At 58.6% G+C, this 23,154-nt stretch carries 19 protein-coding genes; 9 read left to right on the top strand and 10 right to left on the bottom strand.

Features of this window, described 5'->3' with window-relative positions:
• Nucleotides 1-5: 5 nt before the first annotated feature.
• The 4 genes from ACR3EQ_RS18555 to ACR3EQ_RS18540 all read right to left on the bottom strand — a co-directional run bounded on the left by ACR3EQ_RS18555 (nucleotide 6) and on the right by ACR3EQ_RS18540 (nucleotide 4,952).
• A complete protein-coding gene (locus ACR3EQ_RS18555; RefSeq protein ID WP_480491513.1) occupies nucleotides 6-323 on the bottom strand; it encodes a hypothetical protein in 318 nt (105 codons plus the stop codon).
• A gap of 871 nt (nucleotides 324-1,194) precedes the next feature.
• Complete coding sequence (locus ACR3EQ_RS18550) at nucleotides 1,195-1,671, bottom strand: winged helix-turn-helix domain-containing protein (protein ID WP_480491801.1); 477 nt, start codon at nucleotides 1,669-1,671, stop codon at nucleotides 1,195-1,197.
• A gap of 397 nt (nucleotides 1,672-2,068) precedes the next feature.
• On the bottom strand, nucleotides 2,069-2,347 hold the full coding sequence (locus ACR3EQ_RS18545) for a hypothetical protein (RefSeq protein ID WP_480491511.1): 279 nt from the start codon (nucleotides 2,345-2,347) through the stop codon (nucleotides 2,069-2,071).
• A 319-nt stretch (nucleotides 2,348-2,666) separates the two neighbouring features.
• Nucleotides 2,667-4,952: an adenosylcobalamin-dependent ribonucleoside-diphosphate reductase gene (locus ACR3EQ_RS18540; RefSeq protein ID WP_480491509.1), complete on the bottom strand. Its 2,286-nt coding sequence runs from the start codon at nucleotides 4,950-4,952 to the stop codon at nucleotides 2,667-2,669.
• A 129-nt stretch (nucleotides 4,953-5,081) separates the two neighbouring features.
• On the opposite strand from ACR3EQ_RS18540, the gene ACR3EQ_RS18535 reads away from it, so the two are divergent.
• Nucleotides 5,082-5,513: a DUF1489 domain-containing protein gene (locus ACR3EQ_RS18535; RefSeq protein ID WP_170614840.1), complete on the top strand. Its 432-nt coding sequence runs from the start codon at nucleotides 5,082-5,084 to the stop codon at nucleotides 5,511-5,513.
• On the opposite strand, the gene hisG is transcribed toward ACR3EQ_RS18535, so the two are convergent.
• Genes hisG through hisS form a run of 3 tightly spaced genes read right to left on the bottom strand, consistent with a single transcriptional unit; the run spans nucleotide 5,514 to nucleotide 8,839 of the window.
• A complete protein-coding gene (hisG, locus tag ACR3EQ_RS18530) occupies nucleotides 5,514-6,203 on the bottom strand; it encodes an ATP phosphoribosyltransferase (protein WP_480491507.1) in 690 nt (229 codons plus the stop codon). It abuts the gene before it with no gap.
• Nucleotides 6,200-7,288 carry an ATP phosphoribosyltransferase regulatory subunit gene (locus tag ACR3EQ_RS18525; RefSeq protein WP_170614842.1) on the bottom strand — a complete coding sequence of 363 codons (1,089 nt, stop codon included), beginning with the start codon at nucleotides 7,286-7,288 and terminating at the stop codon, nucleotides 6,200-6,202. The genes hisG and ACR3EQ_RS18525 overlap by 4 nt, the downstream gene beginning before the upstream one ends.
• Nucleotides 7,289-7,291: 3 nt before the next feature.
• Entirely contained in the window at nucleotides 7,292-8,839 is a 1,548-nt protein-coding gene (hisS, locus tag ACR3EQ_RS18520; protein ID WP_170614843.1) for a histidine--tRNA ligase, read from the bottom strand.
• Nucleotides 8,840-8,970: 131 nt separating this feature from the next.
• On the opposite strand from hisS, the gene ACR3EQ_RS18515 reads away from it, so the two are divergent.
• Entirely contained in the window at nucleotides 8,971-9,165 is a 195-nt protein-coding gene (locus ACR3EQ_RS18515) for a SlyX family protein (protein ID WP_170614844.1), read from the top strand.
• A gap of 4 nt (nucleotides 9,166-9,169) precedes the next feature.
• Here ACR3EQ_RS18515 and ACR3EQ_RS18510 read toward each other — a convergent pair whose 3' ends face one another.
• From ACR3EQ_RS18510 to dnaE, 3 genes are all read right to left on the bottom strand, one after another.
• Nucleotides 9,170-9,538 carry a hypothetical protein gene (locus ACR3EQ_RS18510; protein ID WP_170614845.1) on the bottom strand — a complete coding sequence of 123 codons (369 nt, stop codon included), beginning with the start codon at nucleotides 9,536-9,538 and terminating at the stop codon, nucleotides 9,170-9,172.
• 47 nt (nucleotides 9,539-9,585) lie between these two features.
• Nucleotides 9,586-9,804: a YMGG-like glycine zipper-containing protein gene (locus ACR3EQ_RS18505; RefSeq protein ID WP_170614846.1), complete on the bottom strand. Its 219-nt coding sequence runs from the start codon at nucleotides 9,802-9,804 to the stop codon at nucleotides 9,586-9,588.
• A gap of 90 nt (nucleotides 9,805-9,894) precedes the next feature.
• Nucleotides 9,895-13,395, bottom strand: coding sequence for a DNA polymerase III subunit alpha (gene dnaE, locus ACR3EQ_RS18500; protein WP_480491505.1), 3,501 nt, complete (start codon nucleotides 13,393-13,395; stop codon nucleotides 9,895-9,897).
• Between the two features lie 343 nt (nucleotides 13,396-13,738).
• On the opposite strand from dnaE, the gene xdhA reads away from it, so the two are divergent.
• From xdhA to ACR3EQ_RS18465, 7 genes are all read left to right on the top strand, one after another.
• Nucleotides 13,739-15,100 (top strand): xanthine dehydrogenase small subunit, encoded by a 1,362-nt coding sequence (xdhA, locus tag ACR3EQ_RS18495; protein ID WP_480491504.1) that lies wholly within the window; start codon nucleotides 13,739-13,741, stop codon nucleotides 15,098-15,100.
• Nucleotides 15,097-17,499 carry a xanthine dehydrogenase molybdopterin binding subunit gene (gene xdhB, locus ACR3EQ_RS18490; protein WP_480491502.1) on the top strand — a complete coding sequence of 801 codons (2,403 nt, stop codon included), beginning with the start codon at nucleotides 15,097-15,099 and terminating at the stop codon, nucleotides 17,497-17,499. Before xdhA ends, xdhB begins: the two co-directional genes overlap by 4 nt.
• A complete protein-coding gene (gene xdhC / locus ACR3EQ_RS18485; protein WP_170614850.1) occupies nucleotides 17,499-18,434 on the top strand; it encodes a xanthine dehydrogenase accessory protein XdhC in 936 nt (311 codons plus the stop codon). The genes xdhB and xdhC overlap by 1 nt, the downstream gene beginning before the upstream one ends.
• Entirely contained in the window at nucleotides 18,431-19,948 is a 1,518-nt protein-coding gene (locus tag ACR3EQ_RS18480) for an ABC transporter ATP-binding protein (protein ID WP_170614851.1), read from the top strand. The genes xdhC and ACR3EQ_RS18480 overlap by 4 nt, the downstream gene beginning before the upstream one ends.
• A gap of 63 nt (nucleotides 19,949-20,011) precedes the next feature.
• Nucleotides 20,012-21,094 (top strand): ABC transporter permease, encoded by a 1,083-nt coding sequence (locus ACR3EQ_RS18475; RefSeq protein WP_170614852.1) that lies wholly within the window; start codon nucleotides 20,012-20,014, stop codon nucleotides 21,092-21,094.
• Nucleotides 21,095-21,097: 3 nt separating this feature from the next.
• The gene (locus tag ACR3EQ_RS18470) at nucleotides 21,098-22,018 is read left to right on the top strand and encodes an ABC transporter permease (protein WP_170614853.1); all 921 of its coding nucleotides are present in this window, start codon (nucleotides 21,098-21,100) and stop codon (nucleotides 22,016-22,018) included.
• A 35-nt stretch (nucleotides 22,019-22,053) separates the two neighbouring features.
• Nucleotides 22,054-23,127, top strand: coding sequence for a BMP family ABC transporter substrate-binding protein (locus ACR3EQ_RS18465; RefSeq protein ID WP_170614854.1), 1,074 nt, complete (start codon nucleotides 22,054-22,056; stop codon nucleotides 23,125-23,127).
• Nucleotides 23,128-23,154: the final 27 nt, after the last annotated feature.

Genomic DNA, 23,154 nt, shown 5'->3' with positions numbered 1-23,154 from the left:
CGAATTTAATAGCGCAAACCTGTCACCTCTTTTCCGTCAACGCTCACCGTGACGGTAGATACTCCTTCATCAGATTCCAACCGCGGAACTTTAGCTACTTCTGCACAAATTTGATCCGCCAGTTCGCTTGCGATAGGCGCGCCTGGAACTCCTAAAATAGCGGCAATTGATGCTACTGACGGGACAAACTTACAAGCAGACTTCGTGCCTTCAATGACGGTGTTAGCCTGATCAACTATGTCGGTTTGACCTTCTTCGTCATGTAAACAACCGGCTGTCGTTGCTAGAGAGAGTATACTTGTCGCCAGAATCCAGTTTTTCATAATAATCTCCACTATAATATTCGAATCATCTTACTACTTTCGATTCGGGTCAACATGTATTGATTGCTTCGATTTTCCTCTGCTGAATAGATTTACTGTTCTGGTATAACGATAAAATAGAACAGGGCTCATTTGGGATTACCCACAACACGTTATAATCGCTTAGTGATCCGCTCTTCATCATTCTTCTTGTTGGCAGGTAACAATGCCCTTGTGCTCGTACTGAATGGAATTGCGGAACGCGATGGCAGGCAGAGGAGAGCCCGTATGATTGCTCTTGCCGCCATCGTTTTTTACCATTGTTGGTTGTTCAAAAAGAATGAGCAAAATAGTACTGACAGGACCGTTGGTTAGGCGAACCAAGGCGCAGCAAACGGTCGGATCGTCCCGCGAATTGTGAGTTCGGCATCGTCCAAATATTTCGCTTCCAGTGAATGTCCGCGATGCGGGCTGCAACCTCATTATATTGACTGGTCGGTAGTAGGCAGCGCTGGACCGTTCGTTAGATTTTGCAATTTCCGGTCTCTGCGCATTGCTGCAATTGGGGCCTCGTGCAGCATCGGTTTTCGGGAACGCACCTCGTGTTTTCAGGAACGCAGTCACAAAGACGATGTAAAGGATTGATTTAAATCACAAATTCAACTGGTCATAGTTTTCAGCGCCTCTATCGAGATAACGGGGGTGGCTTGTACAACGGCATTCAAACAGTTAGTGATTGATCACCCGATGCGGGCTAACATGTTGTTTTAGATGTAAATTACAGCGCACTGCTCTCGTTGTGAGAAAGGCACATGTGAAAACACGAGCTGGCTGTTCCTAAAAACACGTCAAGCGTTCCTAATAGCACGAATAACGCGCTGGGATGGTCACCTTAGCCCGACCAAAGCAAGCGCTTTCTGCAATTCAGGGGCACCTCAGGTCCCTCCAAAGGTTGGAAATGAAGATCCTGCGGACGTGGGCTAGATGCGATGGGTCTAAAACCAATAATCTTGGCCGGTTGTTTGTCAGGTATTGATTTCGGAGGATGGGCTTCGACTGGTTTTTCAGGTTCAAAGGGTGTAACCTTCGCCCCTTCCCGTACTTTCTCCCATTTCTTGTCCGAAAGCTTCACGACAGATGAGGACTTGCGGATCGAAACCAAGGCCTCCTCTGGGTTCGAGAGCCCTTTATTATATACAGACTCATCTGCGCCTCGCCGCGCCGGCTCGCTCCTATTATCTTTACAAGGACAAGCCGAGTCAGTTCTGCTGGTTTCGTTCTCCATTCGTTTCAGGCGGCGTTGAACCAGGCCCAACGAAACACCCAGCTCAGTTGCGACACCCCTTTGGGGCAGACCCTTCTTCTCCATGAGTGCCTTGATCGCCCTACCCTCAGCCGAATAGTGCGCGGCCTTCTCTTCAAGGGAGATCGGATTTGTAAGCTGACGACGATCTAGGGCCTTCCTGGTGCGATCACGCAATAGAAAAGTCGGTCCTGTTTGCGTTTGACCAGTCAAGAGCGCCACAGCGAACGGCGGTTTCGTCTGGTATTTCGGAGTTTGCAAAGCCCGAAGATGAAGGTCCGTTTAGGGCTGCGACCCGCCGATGATGCGCATTGAAGAGAAATGCGGGAGTAGCTTAGAATTACGTTTTTGTTTTTTTACTGAAGAGTGCGCAGTGAAGTGACCGTAGATGTTCAAGTGAGAATTAGGACTGACTCATTGTCAAAGCGGATCGGTCTTCACGCCAGTTTTAAGCCTTCCAGCCTCATTCGTCTTGTCGCACCGAGCCCGCTTCGGGGCGGAGAAGTACAGACAATACTCGGCGGTGAATACGATCTAGATCATAATCGGTTAGTTCCAACCCCTCAGTCATCCGCGCTTTGAATGATTGAAAGTCTCCGCGAGTAATCTCGTCACGGTTTTTGTCGTCTCCGGCAAGTTGCTGCGCGAGTTTTTCCTTTCTGAAGTCCAGCAAAAAACGGGAAAATCGAGCGTTCAATTCGGAGTATTGAGGGGACTCCTCGATAGTCGATTTGTTTTTCATCAATTCGGTATCCGATAGCCATGGAACTGCCCGAGCGGTTTTGCTGGGCAAGTACAAAATTCTGGTCAGCTTTAGCGTGTGACGCGTATGAGACGATCTGGTTCCATGGCCACAGTCTTGAGATTTTCTGGTCTTGGTCAATAGCGCGAATGCTATCGAAGGTCGCCCAACGTAGAATGACCTCAAAACCCTACAGGAGTCTTTTTTATTTTATTTCAAATCCTTAAGAATCTGTGGGCATTAAAGACCGTTCATATGGGCGTAAAAATCAACCCTATGGGTTATTTATGCCCACCCACACAACAGCGCAGCTCAAGCATCATCCGTCACATTTGGAATGCCCGCAGCTCCGGCATGTCATGCAACCTTCGATCATCACCATGTCGAATTGGCCGCATGACGGGCAGGCCTTTCCGCGCGGGGCATCCATGTTCACAACCTGTGCCTGTGGGTCGGACTTCAGGCCCATGCCTTCGCCCTCAAGAAAGCCGATGTTGATCAAGTGCTGCTCGATGACTCCGCCGATCGCCGCCAGAATCGAGGGGATGTATTTGCCCTTGACCCAGGCGCCGCCGCGCGGATCGAACACCGCTTTCAGCTCCTCGACCACGAAGGACACGTCGCCACCGCGCCGGAACACGGCCGAGATCATGCGGGTCAGGGCCAGCGTCCAGGCGTAATGCTCCATGTTCTTCGAGTTGATGAACACCTCGAATGGTCGACGGCGGCCCGCGATCACGATGTCATTGATCGTCAGATAGATCGCGTGCTCGCTGTCCGGCCATTTCAGCTTGTAGGTTGAACCTTCCAGCGATTGGGGTCGGTCCAGCGGTTCGGACATGTAGATGACATCGCCGCCATCGGCTTCGTGTGGGGCGTCGGCGCTTTCGCCGGGTGCCTTGTCCGAGCTTTCCGAGACGGTCAGAACCGACCCGGTCACATCGTTCGGGCGATAGGTGGTGCAGCCCTTGCAGCCCTGATCCCAGGCCTGCATGTACACGTCCTTGAAGGCATCAAAGCTGATGTCTTCGGGGCAGTTGATCGTCTTGGAGATCGAGCTGTCGATCCACTTCTGCGCGGCAGCCTGCATCTTCACATGATCCAGCGGTGTCAGAGTTTGTGCGTTCACGAAATAGTCTGGCAACGCCTCGTCACCGAACTTATTGCGCCACATCTGCACGGCGTAATCCACGACCTCTTCCTCGGTTCGCGATCCGTCTTTCTGCAACACCTTGCGCGTGTAGGCATAGGCAAAGACCGGCTCGATCCCGGACGACACGTTCCCGGCGTACAGGGAAATCGTTCCGGTCGGTGCAATCGACGTCAGCAAAGCGTTGCGGATACCGTGTTCGCGGATTGCATCGCGCACATCGTCATCCATCTTCTGCATCGTGCCGCTGGCCAGGTATTTCTCGGCATCGAACAGGGGGAATGCGCCTTTTTCCTTCGCCAAACCCACCGACGCCAGATACGCGGCGCGGGCGATTGCGTGCAACCAGCGCTCGGTCTGACGCGCCGCCTCGTCTGAGCCATAGCGCAGGCCCAGCATAAGCAGAGCATCCGCCAGCCCGGTCACACCCAGGCCGATACGGCGCTTGGCCTGTGCTTCGGCGGCTTGTTCAGGCAACGGGAATTTTGACGCATCGACCACATTGTCCATCATCCGAACCGCCGTGGCGACCAGTTCCTGCATCGCCGCCTCGTCCAGATGGGCGGCTTGTTCGAACGGTTCTGCCACCAGTCGCGCCAGGTTGATCGACCCCAGCAGGCAAGCGCCGTAGGGCGGCAGCGGTTGTTCTCCACAAGGGTTCGTGGCCGCGATGGTTTCCACGTAGCTAAGGTTGTTGGCCTGGTTGATCCGGTCGATAAAGATCACACCCGGTTCGGCATAGTCATAGGTCGCCTGAATGATCTTGTTCCACAGATCGCGCGCCTGAACGGTGTGATAGATCTTGTCGCCGAACACCAGCTCCCACGGGCCGTCCGCCTTGACCGCTTCCATGAAGGCATCCGTCACCAGCACCGACATGTTGAACATGCGCAGACGGGCCGGGTCGGATTTGGCGGTGATGAACTGCTCGATATCCGGATGGTCACACCGCATGGTTGCCATCATCGCCCCTCGGCGCGATCCGGCGGACATGATGGTTCGGCACATCGCGTCCCACACATCCATGAACGACAGCGGACCGGATGCGTCCGCCGCGACCCCGTGCACATCCGCGCCCCGCGGACGGATGGTCGAGAAATCATAGCCAATCCCCCCACCCTGCTGCATCGTCAGGGCGGCCTCTTTCAGCATATCGAAAATGCCGCCCATGCTGTCAGGCACTGTTCCCATGACAAAGCAGTTAAAAAGGGTCACACGCCGCGCTGTCCCTGCGCCTGCGGTGATACGGCCCGCTGGCAGGTATTTGAAGTCTTCCAGCGCCTCGAAAAACTTCTGCTCCCAATGCGCCGGGTCGTTCTCGACCTGCGCCAGATCGCGGGCAATGCGCCGCCAGGAATCCTCGACCGTCTGGTCGATGGGCGTACCATCCGCCTTTTTAAAGCGGTATTTCATATCCCAGATCTGCTCGGCGAGGGGGGCGGCAAAGCGGCTCATTGTTGATTCCCTGTACTGAAAGAGGTATCCAGACTACCCCAAACCCTGCCCCTGCCACAACACCTTGATGACTGCGCCTTACGAGCTACAATATAAAGATGCACTTCGGGACGACTCTGTGGGAAAGCTGTGGATAAGTACGTAAACCTCATAAAACTATCCGTTGGCTCGGAAAGCGTAGACACGCTGATGGCGTGGCAGGACGGCCGCATAGCGCTTTATGAGGACGGCTGCCCGCGCCACGTCACCCGTATGTGGCCCAAGCGTGAGGCCGAAATTCTGAACGGCGGATCAATCTATTGGGTGATCAAGGGCGTCATCCAGTGCCGCCAACGCATCCTGCGGCTGGACGAGGTACGCGGCGAAGACGGCATCCGCCGCTGTGCCATCGTGCTGGACCCCGAGATACACCGTACGCAGACCGCGCTGAAACGCCCGTTTCAGGGCTGGCGCTATCTGAAACCCGAGGATACTCCGGCCGATCTGCCACAGGGACGCGAGCAGGACGATGCCCTGCCCGATGATCTGAACCGCGCGCTGGCAGAGATTGGTGTGCTGTAATTAGCCCAGCCGATCCAGCAGATCGGACAGAACGGCCTTGTCGTCAGCGTCATAGTTCGCGACGCGGCTGCACCAAAGTGTCGCCTGCGACTGCAGTATAAGTCCATCCGACAGGATTTTCAGATGGTTGGCCCTCAGGGTTTCCCCGGTTGACGTGATGTCCGCGATTGCCTCGGCGGTTTCATTCACCACCGTGCCTTCGGTCGCGCCCTGGCTGTCGACCAGAGTGTAGTCGGCCACGCCCGCCTCGGTCAGGAATTCACGCACCAGCCGATGATATTTGGTCGCAATGCGCAGCCGGTGGCCGTGCACCTTGCGGAACGCCGCCGCTGCAGCATCCAGATCGTCCAACGTGTCCACATCGACCCAACAGGCAGGTGTCGCAATGATCAAATCGGCATTTCCGAACCCCAATGGCGCGATCTCTTCGACCTGTTGTTCCCAGCGGGGCAATTTTTCGTGGACAAGGTCCGTTCCCGTCACGCCCAGATGGATCCGCCCTGCTGCAAGTTCCCGCGGAATCTCCCCCGCCGACAGCAGGATCAGTGATACGTTGTCGATCCCCTCAACCTTGCCCGAATACTCGCGGTTTGATCCACTGCGCGACAGGGTGATGCCACGCTTTTCAAACCAGGCGAAGGTCTTTTCCATCAGCCGGCCCTTCGAGGGAACGCCCAGTTTCAGGCTCATCTTGCGCCCTCCTCGATCTCGAGCATCAGGTCGGGGCGCAGGACACCACCCACTGCGGGAATTTCCGCGCCGTTGCCCAGTTGCCGGGTCAGCGCGTCATAGCGTCCGCCGGTTGCGATGGGCGGCAGATCGGGACGGCCTTCGGCGTAGAAGCCAAATACGAACCCGTCGTAATACTCCATGGATGTCCGGCCATAGGCGGCTTCGAAATCCAGCCGTTCCACGTCGACCCCACGCGCCTGAAGCGAGGCAATCCGCGCCTCGAGCCGATCCAGCGCAGGGGTGATCTGCGGCAGATCAACGGCCACATCGCGCAAGCGCTCAAGCGCGAAAGGCATCGTTTCGCGGACATTCAGCAGCGTCTCCAGACCGGCCAGTTCGCTGTCCGAAATCGGAGGCGTCTCGCGGTCTTCGCGCAGTGCCGCGATGCGGGCTTCGATTTCCGATGAGCGCCGCTTGCCGATCATGGGGGATTCAAATGTCATCGGATCGGACGCGTCCAACAAAGCGTCCCGGCCCGCCGGAGCGGGTTTACGTCCGGCAAACCGGTCCAGAAGAACACGGAACCGGCGGGGTCGCCACAGGTGCCGCATCAACGCGGCCTTACGTCGTTCAGTCGTGCTCAGGCCCTGAACGGCTGCGGTCAGTATACCGATATCGCCGGTGGCTGCGCGCAGGGGCAGACCACGAAGCTGCAGCGCAAAAAGCGAGAACACCTCGGCGTCCGCTCCGGCGGGATCGTCGCGATCAAAAACCTCGTACCCGACCTGAATGTATTCGTTTGCGCGGTCCAGATCGTGTTCCTGACGCCGGAAAACCTCGCCCGAATAGGTGTAGCGCGCGGGTTCGGCACCTTCGCTCATGTGCATCTGCACCACGGGCAGGGTGAAATCCGGGCGCAGCATCTGTTCGCCGCGCAGCGCGTCCGAGGTCACATAGGCCCGGGCGCGGATGTCCTCGCCGTAGAGATCCAGCAGCAAGTCTGCCGATTGCAGCAAAGGCGGATCGACCACCTGCGCCCCGGCGGCCTCGAACCGGACGCGCATCATCGCGGCGCGGGCCTGAATCTGAGAGCGGTTGGGCATGCGTCAGTCCTGACTGTTCAGAATTTCACGCACCTTGGCGACCAGATCGCCGCGCGGCACTTCGAACTGGCTGGGGCGTTCTTTCCATTCCTCGAGCGTGGCGCTTTCGGCAATCTTCGCGCCCAGGATAAGGTCCTTGATCTGCACGATGCCACCCGCCTTTTCGTCACCGCCTTCGATCACTGCAATCGGAGAGTTCCGTTTGTCCGCATATTTCAGTTGGTTGCCAAAATTCTTGGGATTGCCCAGATAAACTTCGGCCCGAATGCCTGCGTTGCGCAGTTCCGCGACCATTGCCTGATAATCAGCCATGCGGTCACGGTCCATGACGGTGACAACCACGGGGCCAGTGGCCTGCGCTGCGATGCGGCCCTTTTCCCGCAACGCGGCCAGCAGGCGATCAACACCGATGGAGATGCCAACAGCAGGCACTTTCTGCCCCGTGAAACGGGCAACCAGATCGTCGTAGCGCCCTCCCCCTGCAACGGAACCAAATTGCCTTTTACGTCCCTTCTCGTCGAAAATCTCAAAGGTCAATTCGGCCTCAAAGACAGGGCCTGTATAGTAGCCCAATCCGCGCACCACTGACGGGTCAATGACGATACGGTCCTCATCGTAACCTTGTGATGCAAGTAGTTGCACAATTTCCTGAAGCTCAGCGATTCCTTCAGCACCTATCGCGCTATCTCCAACCGCAACCATCAGTTTTAGCAAAGTGTCGGCATTAGTTGAGCCGCGTGCCGTAAGGAAATCGATCACTGGTTTAACTTGTTCTTCGTTAAGACCGGCACCTGCGATAAACGCTCCCGAAGCGTCCTTGCGTCCGCGCGTTAGCAACTCGCGAACGCCCTGTTCACCGACCTTGTCAAACTTGTCGATAGTACGAAGTACGTTGTTCACAACGATGTGATTGTATTTCTGAACTTGTTTATTAAACGCTTCTTGAGGACTTGCTGTTTGCCCCGCTTTTACGTCTCCTAAACCGATGGTCTCCAACACACCATTCAGAACCTTGCGGTTATTCACCCGCACCAGATAGTCGCCGCGCGGGATGCCGACGGTTTCCAACGTATCCGACAGCATGGCGCAGATCTCGGCATCGGCGGCCATTGAGGCCGTACCGACCGTATCGGCATCACACTGATAAAACTGGCGATACCGCCCCGGACCCGGCTTTTCGTTCCGCCAGACCGGCCCCATTGCATAACGGCGATAGGGCGTCGGCAGATCGTTGCGGTGCTGTGCGTAGACCCGCGCCAGTGGTGCGGTCAGGTCGTAACGCAGGGCCATCCAGTCGCCCTTGTCGTTCTCGTCCACTTCCTGCCACGCAAACACGCCTTCGTTCGGGCGATCCACGTCGGGCAGGAATTTGCCCAGCGCCTCGACAGTTTCCACTGCGCTGCTTTCCAGGGCGTCAAACCCGTACCGATGATAGACGTCCGCAATAGCCCGCAGCATCTCGGTGCGCTGCGTGACTTCCTGGCCGAAATAGTCGCGGAACCCTTTCGGCGTCTCGGCCTTGGGGCGGGGCTGTTTCTTGGGCTTGGCCATGTGGGGCGTCCTTGGGAGTTTTCTTGTTCCGCGCGCGGTCTATCCCATGGTCTGTTTCGGGGCAAGGCGCGCTTTCTCTGGCCACGGCGTCACAGGGTCGCTATGACCAGCCCCAGAGACAGGAGCCACCCATGCAGCATCTGGAAGAACAGATCGCCCACCTGACCCGTACAGTCGAAGACCTGAACGCGGTTGTCACGCGGCAACAAACCGAGATTGAACGCCTGACCCGCAGAGTTGAGATGCTGTTGCAACGTGAGGCTGAGCGCGCGCAGGAAGGGTCCGGCGGTGTCGTATTCGGCGACGAGCGCCCGCCGCATTACTAAAGGGTTACAGTCCCAGCGTCGATTTCACCGCACTGTCCACAACACCGCCCAGCAGCGCATCCTCGTCCCCGGTGCATCCTTCGGTCAGCGCGGCCAGGAAGGTTTCGCGCAGCTTGGCTTTGTCGTCCTCGGACGCGGCGTATTGTTCGATGTCGATCTGGCGATTGTACAGAGACAGGGCCGTCATCTTTCCGACCACGTCCAGGACGTACTCGTCATTCCCGTCTGCCTCTTCGATGACTGATGCGCAGGTATGGTACATCAGCGGCAGCGCTTCCTGCATCATCTGGTCCGCTTCGTCATCGGCCAGCGCAAATCCCGGCGCGGCGATAAAAGCGACCATCGAAATCAGTTTGAACCCGTGAAAACGCATGGCAAGTCCTCTCAAATTGGGCAACGATCCTATTTTGGGATCGGTGGTCACTTTTTATTGGCGCCGATGATGGCCCCGACAACAGCCCCCGCAGCGGCTCCCTTGCCATCGCCGACCAAAGCACCAACGCCCGCGCCGATCAAAGCGCCTTTGAGCGCGTCTTCCTGCTTGTCCTTATCCGCCAAAGCTTGAGTTGCGGGCAACAATGCCAGTGACGCCACAGCAGCAGCGACCAGTATTCCCAGACGTCTTCCTGAAATCCCCATTTGGCGTCCTCCCATGACTTAACCCAAATGAATATAGGTAGAATTCCAGCCTAGCTTGGTGGCAATCTTCTGGCAACAAGCCGTTGGACGTCAGATTTCCTCGACCGACATCACGCCATCCAGCGATTTGATCGCGCCTTTGATCTGCGGGTTGATCGGAAAATCCTGCCCCAGATCCATTTCCACATCCCCAGGCAAGCCCGGGTCAAGCAGACACAGATGGATCGGCCCCTTCGCCGCGCCCTTGGCTGCACCGGCAGCGTCTTCCAAAACCCTGGCGACGGTGGGCAGAACCTGCGGCTGATCCACGAAGATGCGCAGCCCGGTTGCGCCCGCCTCGGCCACCACCGAGTCCACTGGCCCAACAGATCGCCCGAGCAGTTTCAACTGATCCGACTCCATCGTCGCCTCGGCGGTGAGAACCACCTGCGCGCCGGTTTCAAGAAATTCCCGGCATTTCTCCAACGTATCCGAGAACAGCGTGACCTCATAAGCTCCGGTCGGATCAGAAAGCTGTGCAAAGGCAAAGCGGTTGCCGCGCGCTGACTTGCGCTCCTGTCGTCCGGCAACGACACCGGCCATCTTGGCGATCAAAGGGCCGGAACGCGCCTTTTCGGTCACTTCGTCCAGGGTCAAAACCTGCTTGCGCTTCAGCGCAGGCATGTAATCGTCCAGTGGGTGGCCTGAAAGATAGAAGCCGATTGCCTTGAACTCTTCGCTCAAGCGTTCTGCCGGCAACCAGTCGGGCGTCGCGGAAAGCCGCGGTTCGGGCAGATCATCCCCGGCCTCACCAAACAGCGACACCTGGTTCGAGTTCTTCTGGTCGTGGATCGCCGCCGAGTACTGCACCAGTTGCTCAAGGCTTTCGAAGACGCGGCGGCGGTTCTTGTCGAGCTGATCAAAGGCCCCCGCCCGCGCCATCATTTCCAGTGGACGTTTACCGACCTTCTTCAAATCGACCCGGCGGGCAAAGTCAAAGAGGTTCACAAACGGCTTGTCCCCACGCCCTTCGACAACAAGGTTCATCGCCTCGACGCCTACGTTCTTGAGCGCGCCCAGCGCGTAAACCAGCTCTCCGTTCACAACGTCGAACGTCGCCAGCGAGCGGTTTACACAGGGCGGCACATAAGGAAGCTCAAGCCCTTTGCGGACCTCTTCAAAATAAACGGCCAGCTTGTCGGTCAGGTGGATATCGCAGTTCATGACCCCCGCCATGAACTCGACCGGGTGGTTCGCCTTCAGCCAACCGGTTTGGTAGCTGACCACTGCATAGGCAGCCGCGTGGGACTTGTTGAAACCATAGTTGGCGAACTTCTCCAGCAGGTCGAAAACCTCGCTGGCCTTCTTGGCATCCACGCCATTCTCACCCGCGCCCTTTTCGAATTTAGGGCGCTCGGCGTCCATCGCCTCTTTGATCTTCTTACCCATCGCGCGGCGCAGCAGGTCCGCGCCACCAAGGCTGTACCCCGCCATCACCTGCGCGATCTGCATCACCTGTTCCTGATAAACGATGATGCCCTGTGTTTCCTCAAGGATATGGTCGATCAGAGGATGAACCGAGGTGATCTCGCGCAGCCCGTTCTTGACCTCGCAATAGGTCGGGATGTTTTCCATCGGGCCCGGACGGTACAGCGCCACAAGGGCCACGATGTCCTCGATGCAGGTCGGCTTCATGCGCTTCAGCGCATCCATCATGCCCGAGGATTCCACCTGGAACACCGCCACCGTCTTAGCCGCCGAATAGAGTTTATACGTGGCCTCGTCATCCAGCGGAATGGCGTTGATCTGGTTTTCCGCCCCTTCGGCGGGTTCATAGAGCTCCGTACCATCCGCCGCCACATGCAGGGGCCGCCCGGATTTGAAGATCAGATCCATCGCGTTCTGGATCACGGTCAGCGTCTTCAGACCCAGAAAGTCGAACTTCACCAGCCCGGCCTGTTCGACCCATTTCATGTTGAACTGGGTTGCGGGCATGTCGGACCGCGGATCCTGATAAAGCGGCACCAGCGCGTCTAGCGGGCGGTCCCCGATCACAACACCCGCCGCGTGGGTCGAGGCGTTCCGCAGCAGCCCTTCGACCTGCTGGCCGTAGGTGAGCAGGCGGTCCACGACCTCTTCGTTGCGCGCTTCTTCTCGCAGGCGCGGCTCGTCCTTCAGCGCCTTTTCGATGGAAACGGGTTTAACGCCTTCAACCGGGATCATCTTGGACAGGCGGTCCACCTGGCCGTAGGGCATCTGCAACACCCGCCCGATATCGCGCACGGCGGCCTTGGACAGCAACGCGCCGAAAGTGATGATCTGCCCCACCTTGTCGCGCCCGTATTTCTGCTGCACGTAGCGGATCACCTCTTCACGGCGGTCCATGCAGAAGTCGATATCGAAGTCAGGCATCGAGACCCGCTCCGGGTTCAGAAAGCGTTCGAACAGGAGTGAATAGCGTAGCGGGTCAAGGTCGGTAATCGTCAGCGCATAGGCCACCAGAGAACCCGCGCCCGACCCCCGCCCCGGCCCCACCGGAATGTCGTGGTCCTTGGCCCATTGAATAAAGTCCGCAACGATCAGGAAGTAACCTGGGAAACCCATCCCTTCGATGATGCCCAGTTCGAAATCCAGCCGTTCCTGATACTCCTCAGGCGTCACGGCATGCGGAATCACGGCCAGACGTTTCTGCAAGCCCTCATTTGCTATGCGACGCAGTTCGGCAACCTCGTCATCTGCGAATTTCGGCAGGATCGGATCGCGGCGATAGGCCATGAAGGCACAGCGTCGCGCGATCTCGACCGTGTTCTCGATCGCCTCGGGCAGATCGGCGAAAAGGGTCACCATTTCCTGCTGCGACTTGAAATAATGCTGCGCGGTCAGACGGCGGCGGCCTTCCTGCTGGTCGACATAAGCCCCTTCCGAGATACAGATCAGCGCATCATGCGCCTCATACATATCCGAGGTCGGGAAATAGACGTCATTGGTGGCGACCAGCGGCAGGTTTTTGGAATAGGCCATCTCGACATGGCCACGCTCGGTCAGACGTTCCGCTTCGGGCTGGCCATCCTCGCCCGGGTGGCGTTGCAGTTCAATATAAAGCCGGTCCGGAAACATCGCGGCCAATCGGTCAACCAAAGCCTCTGCCGCCGGGCGCTGCCCCTGTTGCAGCAACCGCCCGACCGGCCCGTCGGGACCGCCGGACAGGCAGATCAGACCGTCTGAGCGGTCGGCCAGTTCATCCAAGGTCACTTGCGGAAGCTGCCCGCCCTTGTCCACATAAAGGCAGGAGCTGAGCTTCATCAGGTTCTCATATCCAACCTCGGACTGCGCCAGCAGCACCAGCGGCGCGGGCGCCTTGGGTTTTTCGCCGGGTTGCGACTGCACATAGGTAAGATCGACCTGACAGCCCATGATCGGCTGCACACCGGCACCGCTGGCCGTTACCGAAAACTCGAGCGCGGAGAACATGGAATTGGTGTCCGTCACGGCAACGGCAGGCATCTCCATCTTCTCGCACAGGGCGGGCAGCTTTTTCAGCCGCACGGCGCCTTCGAGAAGAGAATATTCTGTGTGAACGCGGAGGTGAATGAATCGAGGGGAACTGCTCATGCTGCCTACGCTATCCCACCCTGCGGAGTTGCAAAAGCAGGAACCGCAGCTTTGAAATGCCGGAAAAATCGGCGGCGATTATTCGGCTTTTTCAGAAGGTGCTTCGGGGATGGCAGGCCCCTTCTGCCAAAAAGCGCTTTAATAACAACCGACTGACCGTTATGAAAAAGCGACATTCACAAGTCGCGGGTGCCTAATGGTGTATCGTACAGGCAGTTTTTCTTGCCAGACAAGGCGCGCTGTTTCTAACATCTGACGGCAAGCTATCCGCCCGCCACTCTTTCTACGTCGCATCGAAGGAGGGCCTAACGGGCGCAACTGGGTAACGCGACGGGTTTCTCGTATGAATATCACGTTTCTTCTGAACGGAGAGACAGTGGAGCTGGCGGATGTCAATCCGACAGCGACCCTGCTGGACTGGCTGCGCGAAGATCGTGGCCTGACCGGCACCAAGGAGGGCTGCAACGAAGGCGATTGCGGGGCCTGCACCGTCATGGTGACGGATGAGGGTGGCCACAAGGCGCTGAACTCCTGCATTCTGTTCCTGCCTCAACTACACGGCAAAGCGGTGCGCACCGTCGAAGGTGCCAGCGGCCCAAATGGCGAGTCCCATCCTGTTCAGCAGGCGATGGTTGATCTGCACGGGTCTCAGTGCGGCTTTTGCACCCCCGGTTTCGTCATGTCGATGGTGGCAAGTCACGCCAATGGTGCCACGGATCACGACACACAGCTTGCCGGAAACCTGTGCCGGTGCACGGGATACGCACCGATCATACGCGCGGCTGCAGCGACCGAAACGCAACCGGTTCCCGTTTGGGTCAAGGACAAGCCGGTGGCGACGCTGGTGACTTCGCCCCTGCTGCCGGGGTCAACGGATGAACTGGCGGCGGTTTATGCTCAGCATCCTGACGCCACCCTGGTTGCCGGCGCGACCGATGTTGGGCTTTGGGTCACGAAACAACTGCGGGATCTCAATCCGGTGATATTCCTGAACCGTTGCGATGACCTGAAGGAAATCACCATCACGGATGACGAAATCCGCTTCGGTGCCATGGTCGACATGAACCGCATGGGTGAGGCATTGGCCGACCTGCATCCCTCCTACGCCGAGATGATCCGCCGTTACGCAAGTGTTCAGGTGCGCCACGCGGCCACCGTCGGCGGCAACATCGCCAACGGCTCGCCCATCGGGGACAACCCGCCTGCCCTGATTGCCTTGGGTGCAACACTGCATCTGCGTAAGGGTAATACACGCCGGTCGATCCCGCTGGAAGAGTTCTTCATCGACTACGGCAAGCAGGACCGCGCACCGGGCGAATTCGTCGAGGCGGTCAGTTTCCCGCGCCAAGATGATCGCTTGAAAGCTTACAAGCTCAGCAAACGGTTCGATCAGGATATCTCGGCCGTGTGCGGGTGTTTCAACATCACTGTGGCAGACGGTGTCGTCGCTGATGCGCGTATCGCGTTCGGCGGCATGGCTGGCATTCCCAAGCGCGCTTCGAATGTCGAAGCGGCCCTGACAGGCAAACCCTGGACACATGAGACTGTTCAAGCCGCCATCCCAACCTTTGCCAACGACTTCACGCCGATGACGGATATGCGCGCCTCGGCCAACTACCGGTTGGAGACCGCAAAAGCGATGCTTGAGAGGTATTTCCTCGAAGATCAGGGTGAAGTCACAAACGTATTGGAGGTGTCCGCATGAGCGTGACCAAATCCCTCCCCCATGACGCGGCGCCGCTGCATGTCTCTGGAACCGCGCGCTATGTGGATGACATTCCGACACCCAAGGGATCGCTGCATCTGGCCTTTGGCCTTAGCCCGATTGCCAAGGGTACGATCACGTCGATGGATCTGTCAGCGGTGAAAGCTGCCGATGGGGTCGTCATGGTCATGACCGCCGATGATCTGCCTTTTGCAAATGACGTCTCTCCGTCGATCCATGACGAGCCCTTGCTGTCGGATGGCACGATCCACTACATTGGCCAGCCCGTTTTCCTTGTTATCGCCACCAGCCATCTGGCCGCGCGCAAGGCAGCCCGGCTGGGCAAGATCGACTACGCCGAAGAAACCCCGATCCTGACGGTCGAAGAGGCTTTGGCCGCGGACAGCCGGTTCGAAGATGGTCCCCGTATTTATGCCAAAGGTGACGCTGATGCCGCCATCGCCGGGGCCGCGCATGTCATCGAAGGCACGTTCGAGATCGGCGGGCAGGAGCATTTCTATCTGGAAGGTCAGGCCGCGCTGGCCGTGCCGAATGAGGGCGCGGATATGCTGGTGCACAGCTCGACCCAACACCCGACCGAGATTCAGCACAAAGTGGCGGATGCCTTGGGTGTTCCCATGCATGCCGTTCGTGTTGAGACCCGCCGCATGGGCGGAGGTTTTGGCGGCAAGGAAAGTCAGGGCAACGCTCTGGCCGTATCCTGTGCCGTGGCCGCCCGCGCCACCGGCAAGGCCTGCAAGATGCGCTATGACCGCGACGATGACATGATCATCACCGGCAAACGCCACGCCTTCCGTATCGCATACAAGGCCGGTTTCGATAAAAACGGGCACATTCAGGGTGTTTCCTTCCTGCAATATGCCATTTGCGGCTGGGCGCAGGACCTGTCCCTGCCTGTCGCCGACCGTGCGATGCTGCATTCCGACAACGCCTATCTGTTGCCAAATGCGCGGATCGAAAGCCACCGGCTGAAAACCAACACCCAATCCGCCACCGCTTATCGCGGCTTTGGCGGGCCGCAGGGTATGGTTGGTATCGAACGCGTCATGGACCACGCAGCCTATGAATTGGGCTTGGACCCGGTCGAACTGCGCCGCCGGAATTATTACGAACCGGCTCATGCTGTCGCGGACGCTGAGCCTGCGGAAAAACCTCTGGGCCATCCCGATCCGCACGAAGACCTGACCAGCCGCGGCGCTGTTGAGATGGGGGACGCCCCCGTGCGCCCCTTGCCCGCAGGCGGCAACACCACGCCCTACGGGATGGAAGTCAGCGATTTCGAATTGCACGGAATGACCGAAAAGCTGCTGAAAACCAGCGATTACGCGTCACGCAAGACGGCCATCGAGAAGTGGAACGCCGAGAACAGAGTGATTAAGAAGGGCATCGCTTTTGCCCCGGTCAAGTTCGGTATTTCCTTCACGCTGACCCACCTGAACCAGGCGGGTGCGCTGGTGCATGTGTATCAGGACGGCTCTGTCCACCTGAACCATGGCGGCACCGAAATGGGTCAAGGCCTGTTTCAGAAGGTCGCGCAAGTTGCGGCCTCGCGCTTTGGTATTCCGCTCGAGATGGTGAAGATCACCGCAACCGATACCGCGAAGGTACCCAACACCTCGGCGACGGCAGCTTCGTCGGGCAGCGATCTGAACGGTATGGCGGTGAAAGCCGCCTGCGACACGATCCGCGACCGGATGGCCGATTATCTGGCCGAACGCCATCAGGCCGATCCGTCGGCGGTGACATTCTCGGATGGCTATGTCTCGATCGGAGAGGAACGCTATACCTTCGCCGAAGCTGCCGCACTGGCTTATCAGGGCCGCATCAGCCTGTCGGCGACCGGGTTTTACAAAACACCCAAGATCGAGTGGGACCGGATCAAGGGCCGGGGTCGCCCGTTCTTTTACTTTGCCTACGGTGCCTCGATCACCGAGGTCGCAGTAGACACGCTGACCGGTGAAAACCGCATCCTGCGCACGGATATCCTGCACGACGCAGGTGCGTCGCTGAACCCGGCGCTGGACATCGGACAGGTCGAAGGCGGGTACGTTCAGGGCGCAGGCTGGCTGACGACCGAGGAACTGGTTTGGGACGGCAAGGGCAATCTGAGCACCCATGCGCCGTCGACGTACAAGATTCCGGCCTGTTCCGACCGGCCCGACATATTCAATGTCGCGCTCTGGGATGGCGAAAACCGCGAGGACACGATCTATCGGTCGAAAGCGGTCGGAGAGCCGCCTTTCATGCTGGGCATTTCCGCCTGGCTGGCACTGTCAAATGCAGTGGCGGCTTGCGGGGACAGCTATCCGGCATTGGATGCGCCCGCCACGGCCGAAGAGGTCTGGCGCGGGGTCCAAAGGATGAAGGGAGGCATCTGATGGGATTTGATCGGGAGGCTTTGAGGGAGGCGGTCAATACCCACGGAAAAGTTGTCCGGGTGGTTATCGCCGGGATCAAGGGGTCGTCCCCGCGCGAGGTCGGGGCCGCGATGCTGGTCTGGAAAGACGGGCAGTCCGGCACGATCGGAGGCGGCACTTTGGAATTTCAGGCGGCGGAAGCTGCAAGAACACAAGCCGTTTCGTCCCGCCTGACGCAACATGCGCTTGGCCCCGATCTGGGCCAGTGCTGCGGTGGTGCTGTGACGCTGCTCAGCGAGATCTATGATTTTGATGCGGTGGAAGGGCTGGATGACAATATCATCGCTCGCCCGGTTTCGACAGGCGCGATGCCGCTGTCGGTCAAACGGATGCTGGCGCAAGCCCGGGGTCAGGGTGTCGAACCCGAAGCTCAGTTGTTAGACGGCTGGATGGTCGAGCCGGTTCACACACCGGCCCGCAATCTGTGGATCTGGGGCGCCGGCCATGTGGGACGTGCCCTGGTCGATGTCCTGTCCCCTCTGCCCGATCTGGCAATCACCTGGGTCGATACCGGGCCTGAGCGGTTCCCGGAAACGGTGCCGCCGGGTGTAACCGCTGTTCCGGCCGCCAAGCCAGCGGAACTGGTTCGCCATGCACCGCGCGATGCCGAGCATTTGGTCCTGACCTACTCGCACAATCTGGACCTGGAGCTTTGCAACAGGCTGCTTTTGCACGATTTCCGCTTTGCCGGGCTGATCGGCTCGGCTACGAAATGGGCGCGATTCCGATCGCGGCTGGCGGCACTTGGGCACTCGCCCGAGCGGATCAGCCGGATAAGCTGTCCAATCGGTGATCCGTCACTGGGCAAACACCCGCAGATGATTGCCGTTGGCGTCGCGGCGCAGCTTTTGCGCCCTGCCCGGCAGAACGAGTTGAAAAAGGACCTGAGCGCGTGACCACTCCATTGTTAAGCTTGCAGGGGCTGACCAAAGCCTATCCCGGCGTCGTGGCCAATGATCAGGTGTCCTTTGACATCGGCGAAGGCGAAGTTCACGCCCTGCTGGGTGAAAACGGCGCCGGCAAATCCACGCTGGTAAAGATGATCTACGGGCTGGTGAAGCCCGACAGCGGCACGATGCTGTTGCGCGGCCAATCCTTTGCGCCGCCGGAGCCCCGTGCCGCACGGGCCGACGGGATCGCGATGGTGTTCCAGCATTTCTCGCTGTTCGACGCACTGAATGTGGCCGAGAACATCGCATTGGGGATGGAGAACCCGCCACCCATGGGCGATCTGGCCTCGCGTATCCGGCAAGTGTCCGAAACCTACGGTCTGCCGCTGGACCCGTATCGCACGGTTGGTGATCTGTCTGCGGGCGAACGTCAGAGGGTCGAGATCATCCGCTGTCTGTTGCAGGAGCCCAAGCTCTTGATCATGGATGAGCCGACCTCGGTTCTGACGCCGCAGGAGGTAGATATCCTATTCGAGACGTTGAACAAATTGCGGTCCGAAGGAACCTCGATCCTTTATATCTCGCACAAGCTGGAAGAAATTCGCACGCTGTGTGATCACGCCACGATCCTGCGTCTGGGCAAGAATGTGGGCGAATGCGTTCCGTCCGAGACCTCGGCGCGGGACATGGCCGAGATGATGGTCGGTTCGACCCTGCAAACGCCGGAACGATCGGGGCGAGAGTTCGGGGACGTTGCGCTGGATGTCAGCGGATTGTCGGTGCCCTCGCCTTCTGAGTTCGGGACCGCGCTGAAGAATGTGCATATGACCGTCCGAAAGGGCGAGGTTCTGGGCATCGGGGGTGTTGCGGGCAATGGGCAGGACGAATTGCTTGGCGTGCTGTCCGGAGAAATTCAGACAACAGCCGACGCGATCAAGTTCAATGGACAACCGATTGGCAAATTGGGTCCGACCGCACGGCGAAAGCTGGGTGTTCTGACCGCTCCCGAGGAGCGGTTGGGTCATGCGGCCGCTCCGGATATGAGCCTTACCGAAAATGCCCTGCTGACTGGATCGGTCCGTGAAGGGTTGGAGAACAACGGGTTTCTGAAATGGGCCGAGACCAAGAGTTTCGCCGAAAAGATCATCAAGGCCTTTGATGTCCGCACGCCCGGGCCGGAAAATGCGGCCCGGTCTCTGTCCGGCGGCAACCTGCAGAAATTCGTTATCGGACGCGAAGTGTTGCAAAACCCCGACGTTCTGGTGGTGAATCAGCCCACTTGGGGTGTGGATGCGGCCGCGGCGGCCTCAATCCGACAGGCCATTCTGGATCTTGCAGCCAAGGGTACTGCCGTCATTTGCATCAGCCAGGATCTGGATGAGCTGATGGAGATCTCGGACAGTTTTGCCGCGTTGAATGAAGGACGCCTGAGCGCGCCACGCACGACCACAGGTCTGACCGTGGATGAGATCGGCCTGATGATGGGCGGCGCGCATGGCATGGAGGTGGCTCATGTGTAGACAGATTGACCGCCTCCGGCGGGAGTATTTTCAAAAAGATGAAGAACTTGGAGGGATGAGCAGGTGATTGTGTTGGAGAAACGGCCGCAGCCGTCCAAGGCGTGGTCTTATGCGACCCCTCTGGTGGCCGTGCTGGCAACGATGGTGTTTGGCGGGCTTTTGTTCGCTATTCTGGGCAAGAACCCGCTGCAGGCAATCGGCACCATCTTTTGGGAGCCATTGTTCGGTGAGTTTTCCTTCTACTACCGGCCGCAACTGCTGGTGAAAGGCGCGCCGCTGGTGCTGATCGCGATTGGCCTTTCGCTGGGTTTCCGGGCCGGCATCTGGAATATCGGTGCCGAGGGTCAGTATATCATGGGCGCCATATTCGGCGCTGCTGCGGGACTTGCGTTCTACCCATTGGAGGGCTGGTACATCTTCCCGATAATGGTGATCGCCGGTGCGTTTGGTGGCTGGCTGTGGGCGATGATCCCGGCCTTTTTGAAAGTGCGCTTTGGAACCAACGAAATCCTTGTTTCGCTGATGCTGGTCTATGTGGCCGAGCAGATGCTGGCCTCGGTTTCTCTTGGCCTGCTGAAGAATCCCGAAGGGTTCGGCTTTCCCGGCTCGCGCAACCTGCAATCCTATGAAAGCGCGCATAATGCCGAACTGATTGCGGGATCGGGGATGCACTGGGGTGTCGTGACCGCCTTGATCGCGGTGATCTTTGCCTATGTGCTGCTGAACCGTCACATGCTGGGTTTTCACATCCGCCTGACAGGTGAGGCACCGCGGGCGGCGAAATTCGCCGGTGTAAACCCTGCTCGTCTGATCCTGTTCTGCCTGGGCCTGTCCGGTATGCTGGCCGGGTTGGCAGGCATGTTCGAGGTCTCGGGACCGGCCGGTGTCGTCAGCATCGATTTCAACGTGGGCTACGGCTTTACTGCGATCATCGTGGCCTTTCTGGGCCGCCTGCACCCGGTGGGTATCCTGCTGGCCGGTGGCCTGATGGCGCTGACCTACATTGGCGGCGAAATCGCCCAGTCTCAGATGGGCCTGCCGGCCGCAGCCATTCAGGTGTTCCAGGGGATGCTTCTGTTTTTCCTGCTGGCTTTCGATCTTCTGACAAACTACCGCATCCGTGCGGCCCGTAGCGAGGTGGCGTGACCCATGGACCTTGGTGAAATCAATCCCGTACTTCTGGTCGCCTCGCTGATGGTGGCCGCAACCCCCCTGCTTCTGGCCGCGATCGGAGAGCTTGTCGTCGAAAAGGCTGGCGTTCTGAACCTTGGCGTCGAAGGCATGATGATTGTGGGCGCGATCAGCGGTTTTGCAATCTCGGTCGAAACCGGCTCGCCTTGGCTGGGGTTCATCGCGGCTGCCATCGGTGGAGCCGTTCTGTCCCTTCTGTTCGTCCTGCTGACGCAAGTGGCGCTGGCCAATCAGGTCGCCAGTGGCCTCGCGCTGACGCTGTTCGGTCTTGGGTTCAGTGCATTGATGGGGCAGAGCTATGTAGGGATCAAACCGCCCAGCATGGGCGACATCCATATCCCTGTGCTGAGCGATATCCCGGTCATTGGCCCGATCCTGTTCCAGCACGATCCGATCCTATATGTCGGGATCGCTCTGACGGCCGCCGTCTGGGCCACGCTGAAATACACCCGTGTTGGTCTGATCCTGCGCGCGGTGGGTGAAAACCACGATGCGGCGCACGCCCTGGGCTACAAGGTCATCAAGATCCGCATCATGGCGATCCTGTTCGGCGGAGCCTGCGCCGGACTTGGCGGCGCGTACATCAGCCTGATCCGTGTTCCGCAGTGGACCGAGGGCATGACCGCCGGTGTTGGCTGGATTGCTCTGGCTCTGGTCGTGTTCGCAAGCTGGAAGCCGTGGCGTGCATTGTTGGGTGCTTATTTGTTTGGCGGAATCACAGTGTTGCAGCTTAATCTGCAGGCAGCGGGCGTTGCCATTCCAGTCGAGTATCTGGCAATGTCGCCATACATCATCACGATCCTTGTGCTTGTGATCCTTTCGGCCGACAAGAGCAGCGCACCTGCCTCACTGGGCCGGACCTTCCATGCCTCGCACTAGACGGGGCCAACTGAACCAACTTGGGGAGTAACTAAATGAAATTCACAACACTTCTGACAAGCGCCGCCATGGCGCTGGGTCTGGCGACAAGCGCCATGGCCGAAGACAAAACCAAGGTCGGGTTTGTTTATGTCGGCCCCGTGGGCGACGGCGGCTGGACCTATGAACACAACAAGGGCCGTCTGGCCGTTGAAGAGCATTTCGGTGACAAGGTCGAAACCGTGTTTGTTGAATCGGTGCCCGAAGGACCGGACGCCGAGCGTGTGATGACTCAGATGGCGCTGGAAGGTGCTGACCTGATCTTTACCACCTCGTTCGGCTACATGGACCCGACCATCAACGTGGCCAAGAAATTCCCGAACGTGAAGTTCGAGCACGCAACCGGCTACAAGACTGCCGACAACGTCTCGGTCTATTCGGCACGCTTTTATGAAGGCCGCGCCGTTCAGGGCCACATCGCAGGGAAAATGACCCAGTCGAACATCGTCGGTTACATCGGCTCGTACCCAATCCCCGAAGTGATCCGCGGCATCAACTCAGCCTACATCCACGCCAAGAAGGTGAACCCGGCTGTCGATTTCAAAATCGTCTGGGCCTACACTTGGTTCGACCCGGCGAAAGAGGCCGACGCGGCCACTGTTCTGATCGAACAGGGTGCGGACGTGATCCTGCAGCATACCGACTCGACCGCGCCGCAGGCGGCCGCGCAAGAGGCAGGCAATGTCATCACGTTCGGTCAGGCCTCGGACATGAGCGAATACGCCCCGAAGCCGCGCGTATCCTCGATCATCGACAACTGGGCGCCTTACTACATCGCGCGCACCCAGGCCGTTATGGATGGATCGTGGGAAACCGTGAACACCTGGGACGGCATCAAGGAAGGCATGGTTGAGATTGGCGAAATCTCGGACGCAGTGCCTGCTGACGTGAAAGAGGAAGCGCTGGCCATGAAGGCAGCCATTGCTGACGGCAGCTACCACCCGTTCACCGGCCCGCTGAAAAAGCAGGACGGCAGCGACTGGCTGGCCGAAGGTGAAGTTGCCGATGACGGTACTCTGGCCGGTATGAACTTCTATGTCGAAGGTCTGGAAGGCGAGATTCCGCAGTAAACACTGTAAGATTGAAACATTAGGGTT

Source organism: Ruegeria sp. AN11 (genome assembly GCF_056536005.1).
This window is presented reverse-complemented; position numbering and strand designations above follow the sequence as displayed.

Bases quoted from the DNA above. Each gene is read 5' to 3' on its own strand.
- ACR3EQ_RS18555 (WP_480491513.1), bottom strand. From the start codon at position 323: ATGAAAAACTGGATTCTGGCGACAAGTATACTCTCTCTAGCAACGACA.
- ACR3EQ_RS18550 (WP_480491801.1), bottom strand. From the start codon at position 1,671: ATGGAGAAGAAGGGTCTGCCCCAAAGGGGTGTCGCAACTGAGCTGGGT.
- ACR3EQ_RS18545 (WP_480491511.1), bottom strand. From the start codon at position 2,347: ATGAAAAACAAATCGACTATCGAGGAGTCCCCTCAATACTCCGAATTG.
- ACR3EQ_RS18540 (WP_480491509.1), bottom strand. From the start codon at position 4,952: ATGAGCCGCTTTGCCGCCCCCCTCGCCGAGCAGATCTGGGATATGAAA.
- hisG (WP_480491507.1), bottom strand. From the start codon at position 6,203: ATGAGCCTGAAACTGGGCGTTCCCTCGAAGGGCCGGCTGATGGAAAAG.
- ACR3EQ_RS18525 (WP_170614842.1), bottom strand. From the start codon at position 7,288: ATGCCCAACCGCTCTCAGATTCAGGCCCGCGCCGCGATGATGCGCGTC.
- hisS (WP_170614843.1), bottom strand. From the start codon at position 8,839: ATGGCCAAGCCCAAGAAACAGCCCCGCCCCAAGGCCGAGACGCCGAAA.
- ACR3EQ_RS18515 (WP_170614844.1), top strand. From the start codon at position 8,971: ATGCAGCATCTGGAAGAACAGATCGCCCACCTGACCCGTACAGTCGAA.
- ACR3EQ_RS18510 (WP_170614845.1), bottom strand. From the start codon at position 9,538: ATGCGTTTTCACGGGTTCAAACTGATTTCGATGGTCGCTTTTATCGCC.
- ACR3EQ_RS18505 (WP_170614846.1), bottom strand. From the start codon at position 9,804: ATGGGGATTTCAGGAAGACGTCTGGGAATACTGGTCGCTGCTGCTGTG.
- dnaE (WP_480491505.1), bottom strand. From the start codon at position 13,395: ATGAGCAGTTCCCCTCGATTCATTCACCTCCGCGTTCACACAGAATAT.
- xdhA (WP_480491504.1), top strand. From the start codon at position 13,739: ATGAATATCACGTTTCTTCTGAACGGAGAGACAGTGGAGCTGGCGGAT.
- xdhB (WP_480491502.1), top strand. From the start codon at position 15,097: ATGAGCGTGACCAAATCCCTCCCCCATGACGCGGCGCCGCTGCATGTC.
- xdhC (WP_170614850.1), top strand. From the start codon at position 17,499: ATGGGATTTGATCGGGAGGCTTTGAGGGAGGCGGTCAATACCCACGGA.
- ACR3EQ_RS18470 (WP_170614853.1), top strand. From the start codon at position 21,098: ATGGACCTTGGTGAAATCAATCCCGTACTTCTGGTCGCCTCGCTGATG.
- ACR3EQ_RS18465 (WP_170614854.1), top strand. From the start codon at position 22,054: ATGAAATTCACAACACTTCTGACAAGCGCCGCCATGGCGCTGGGTCTG.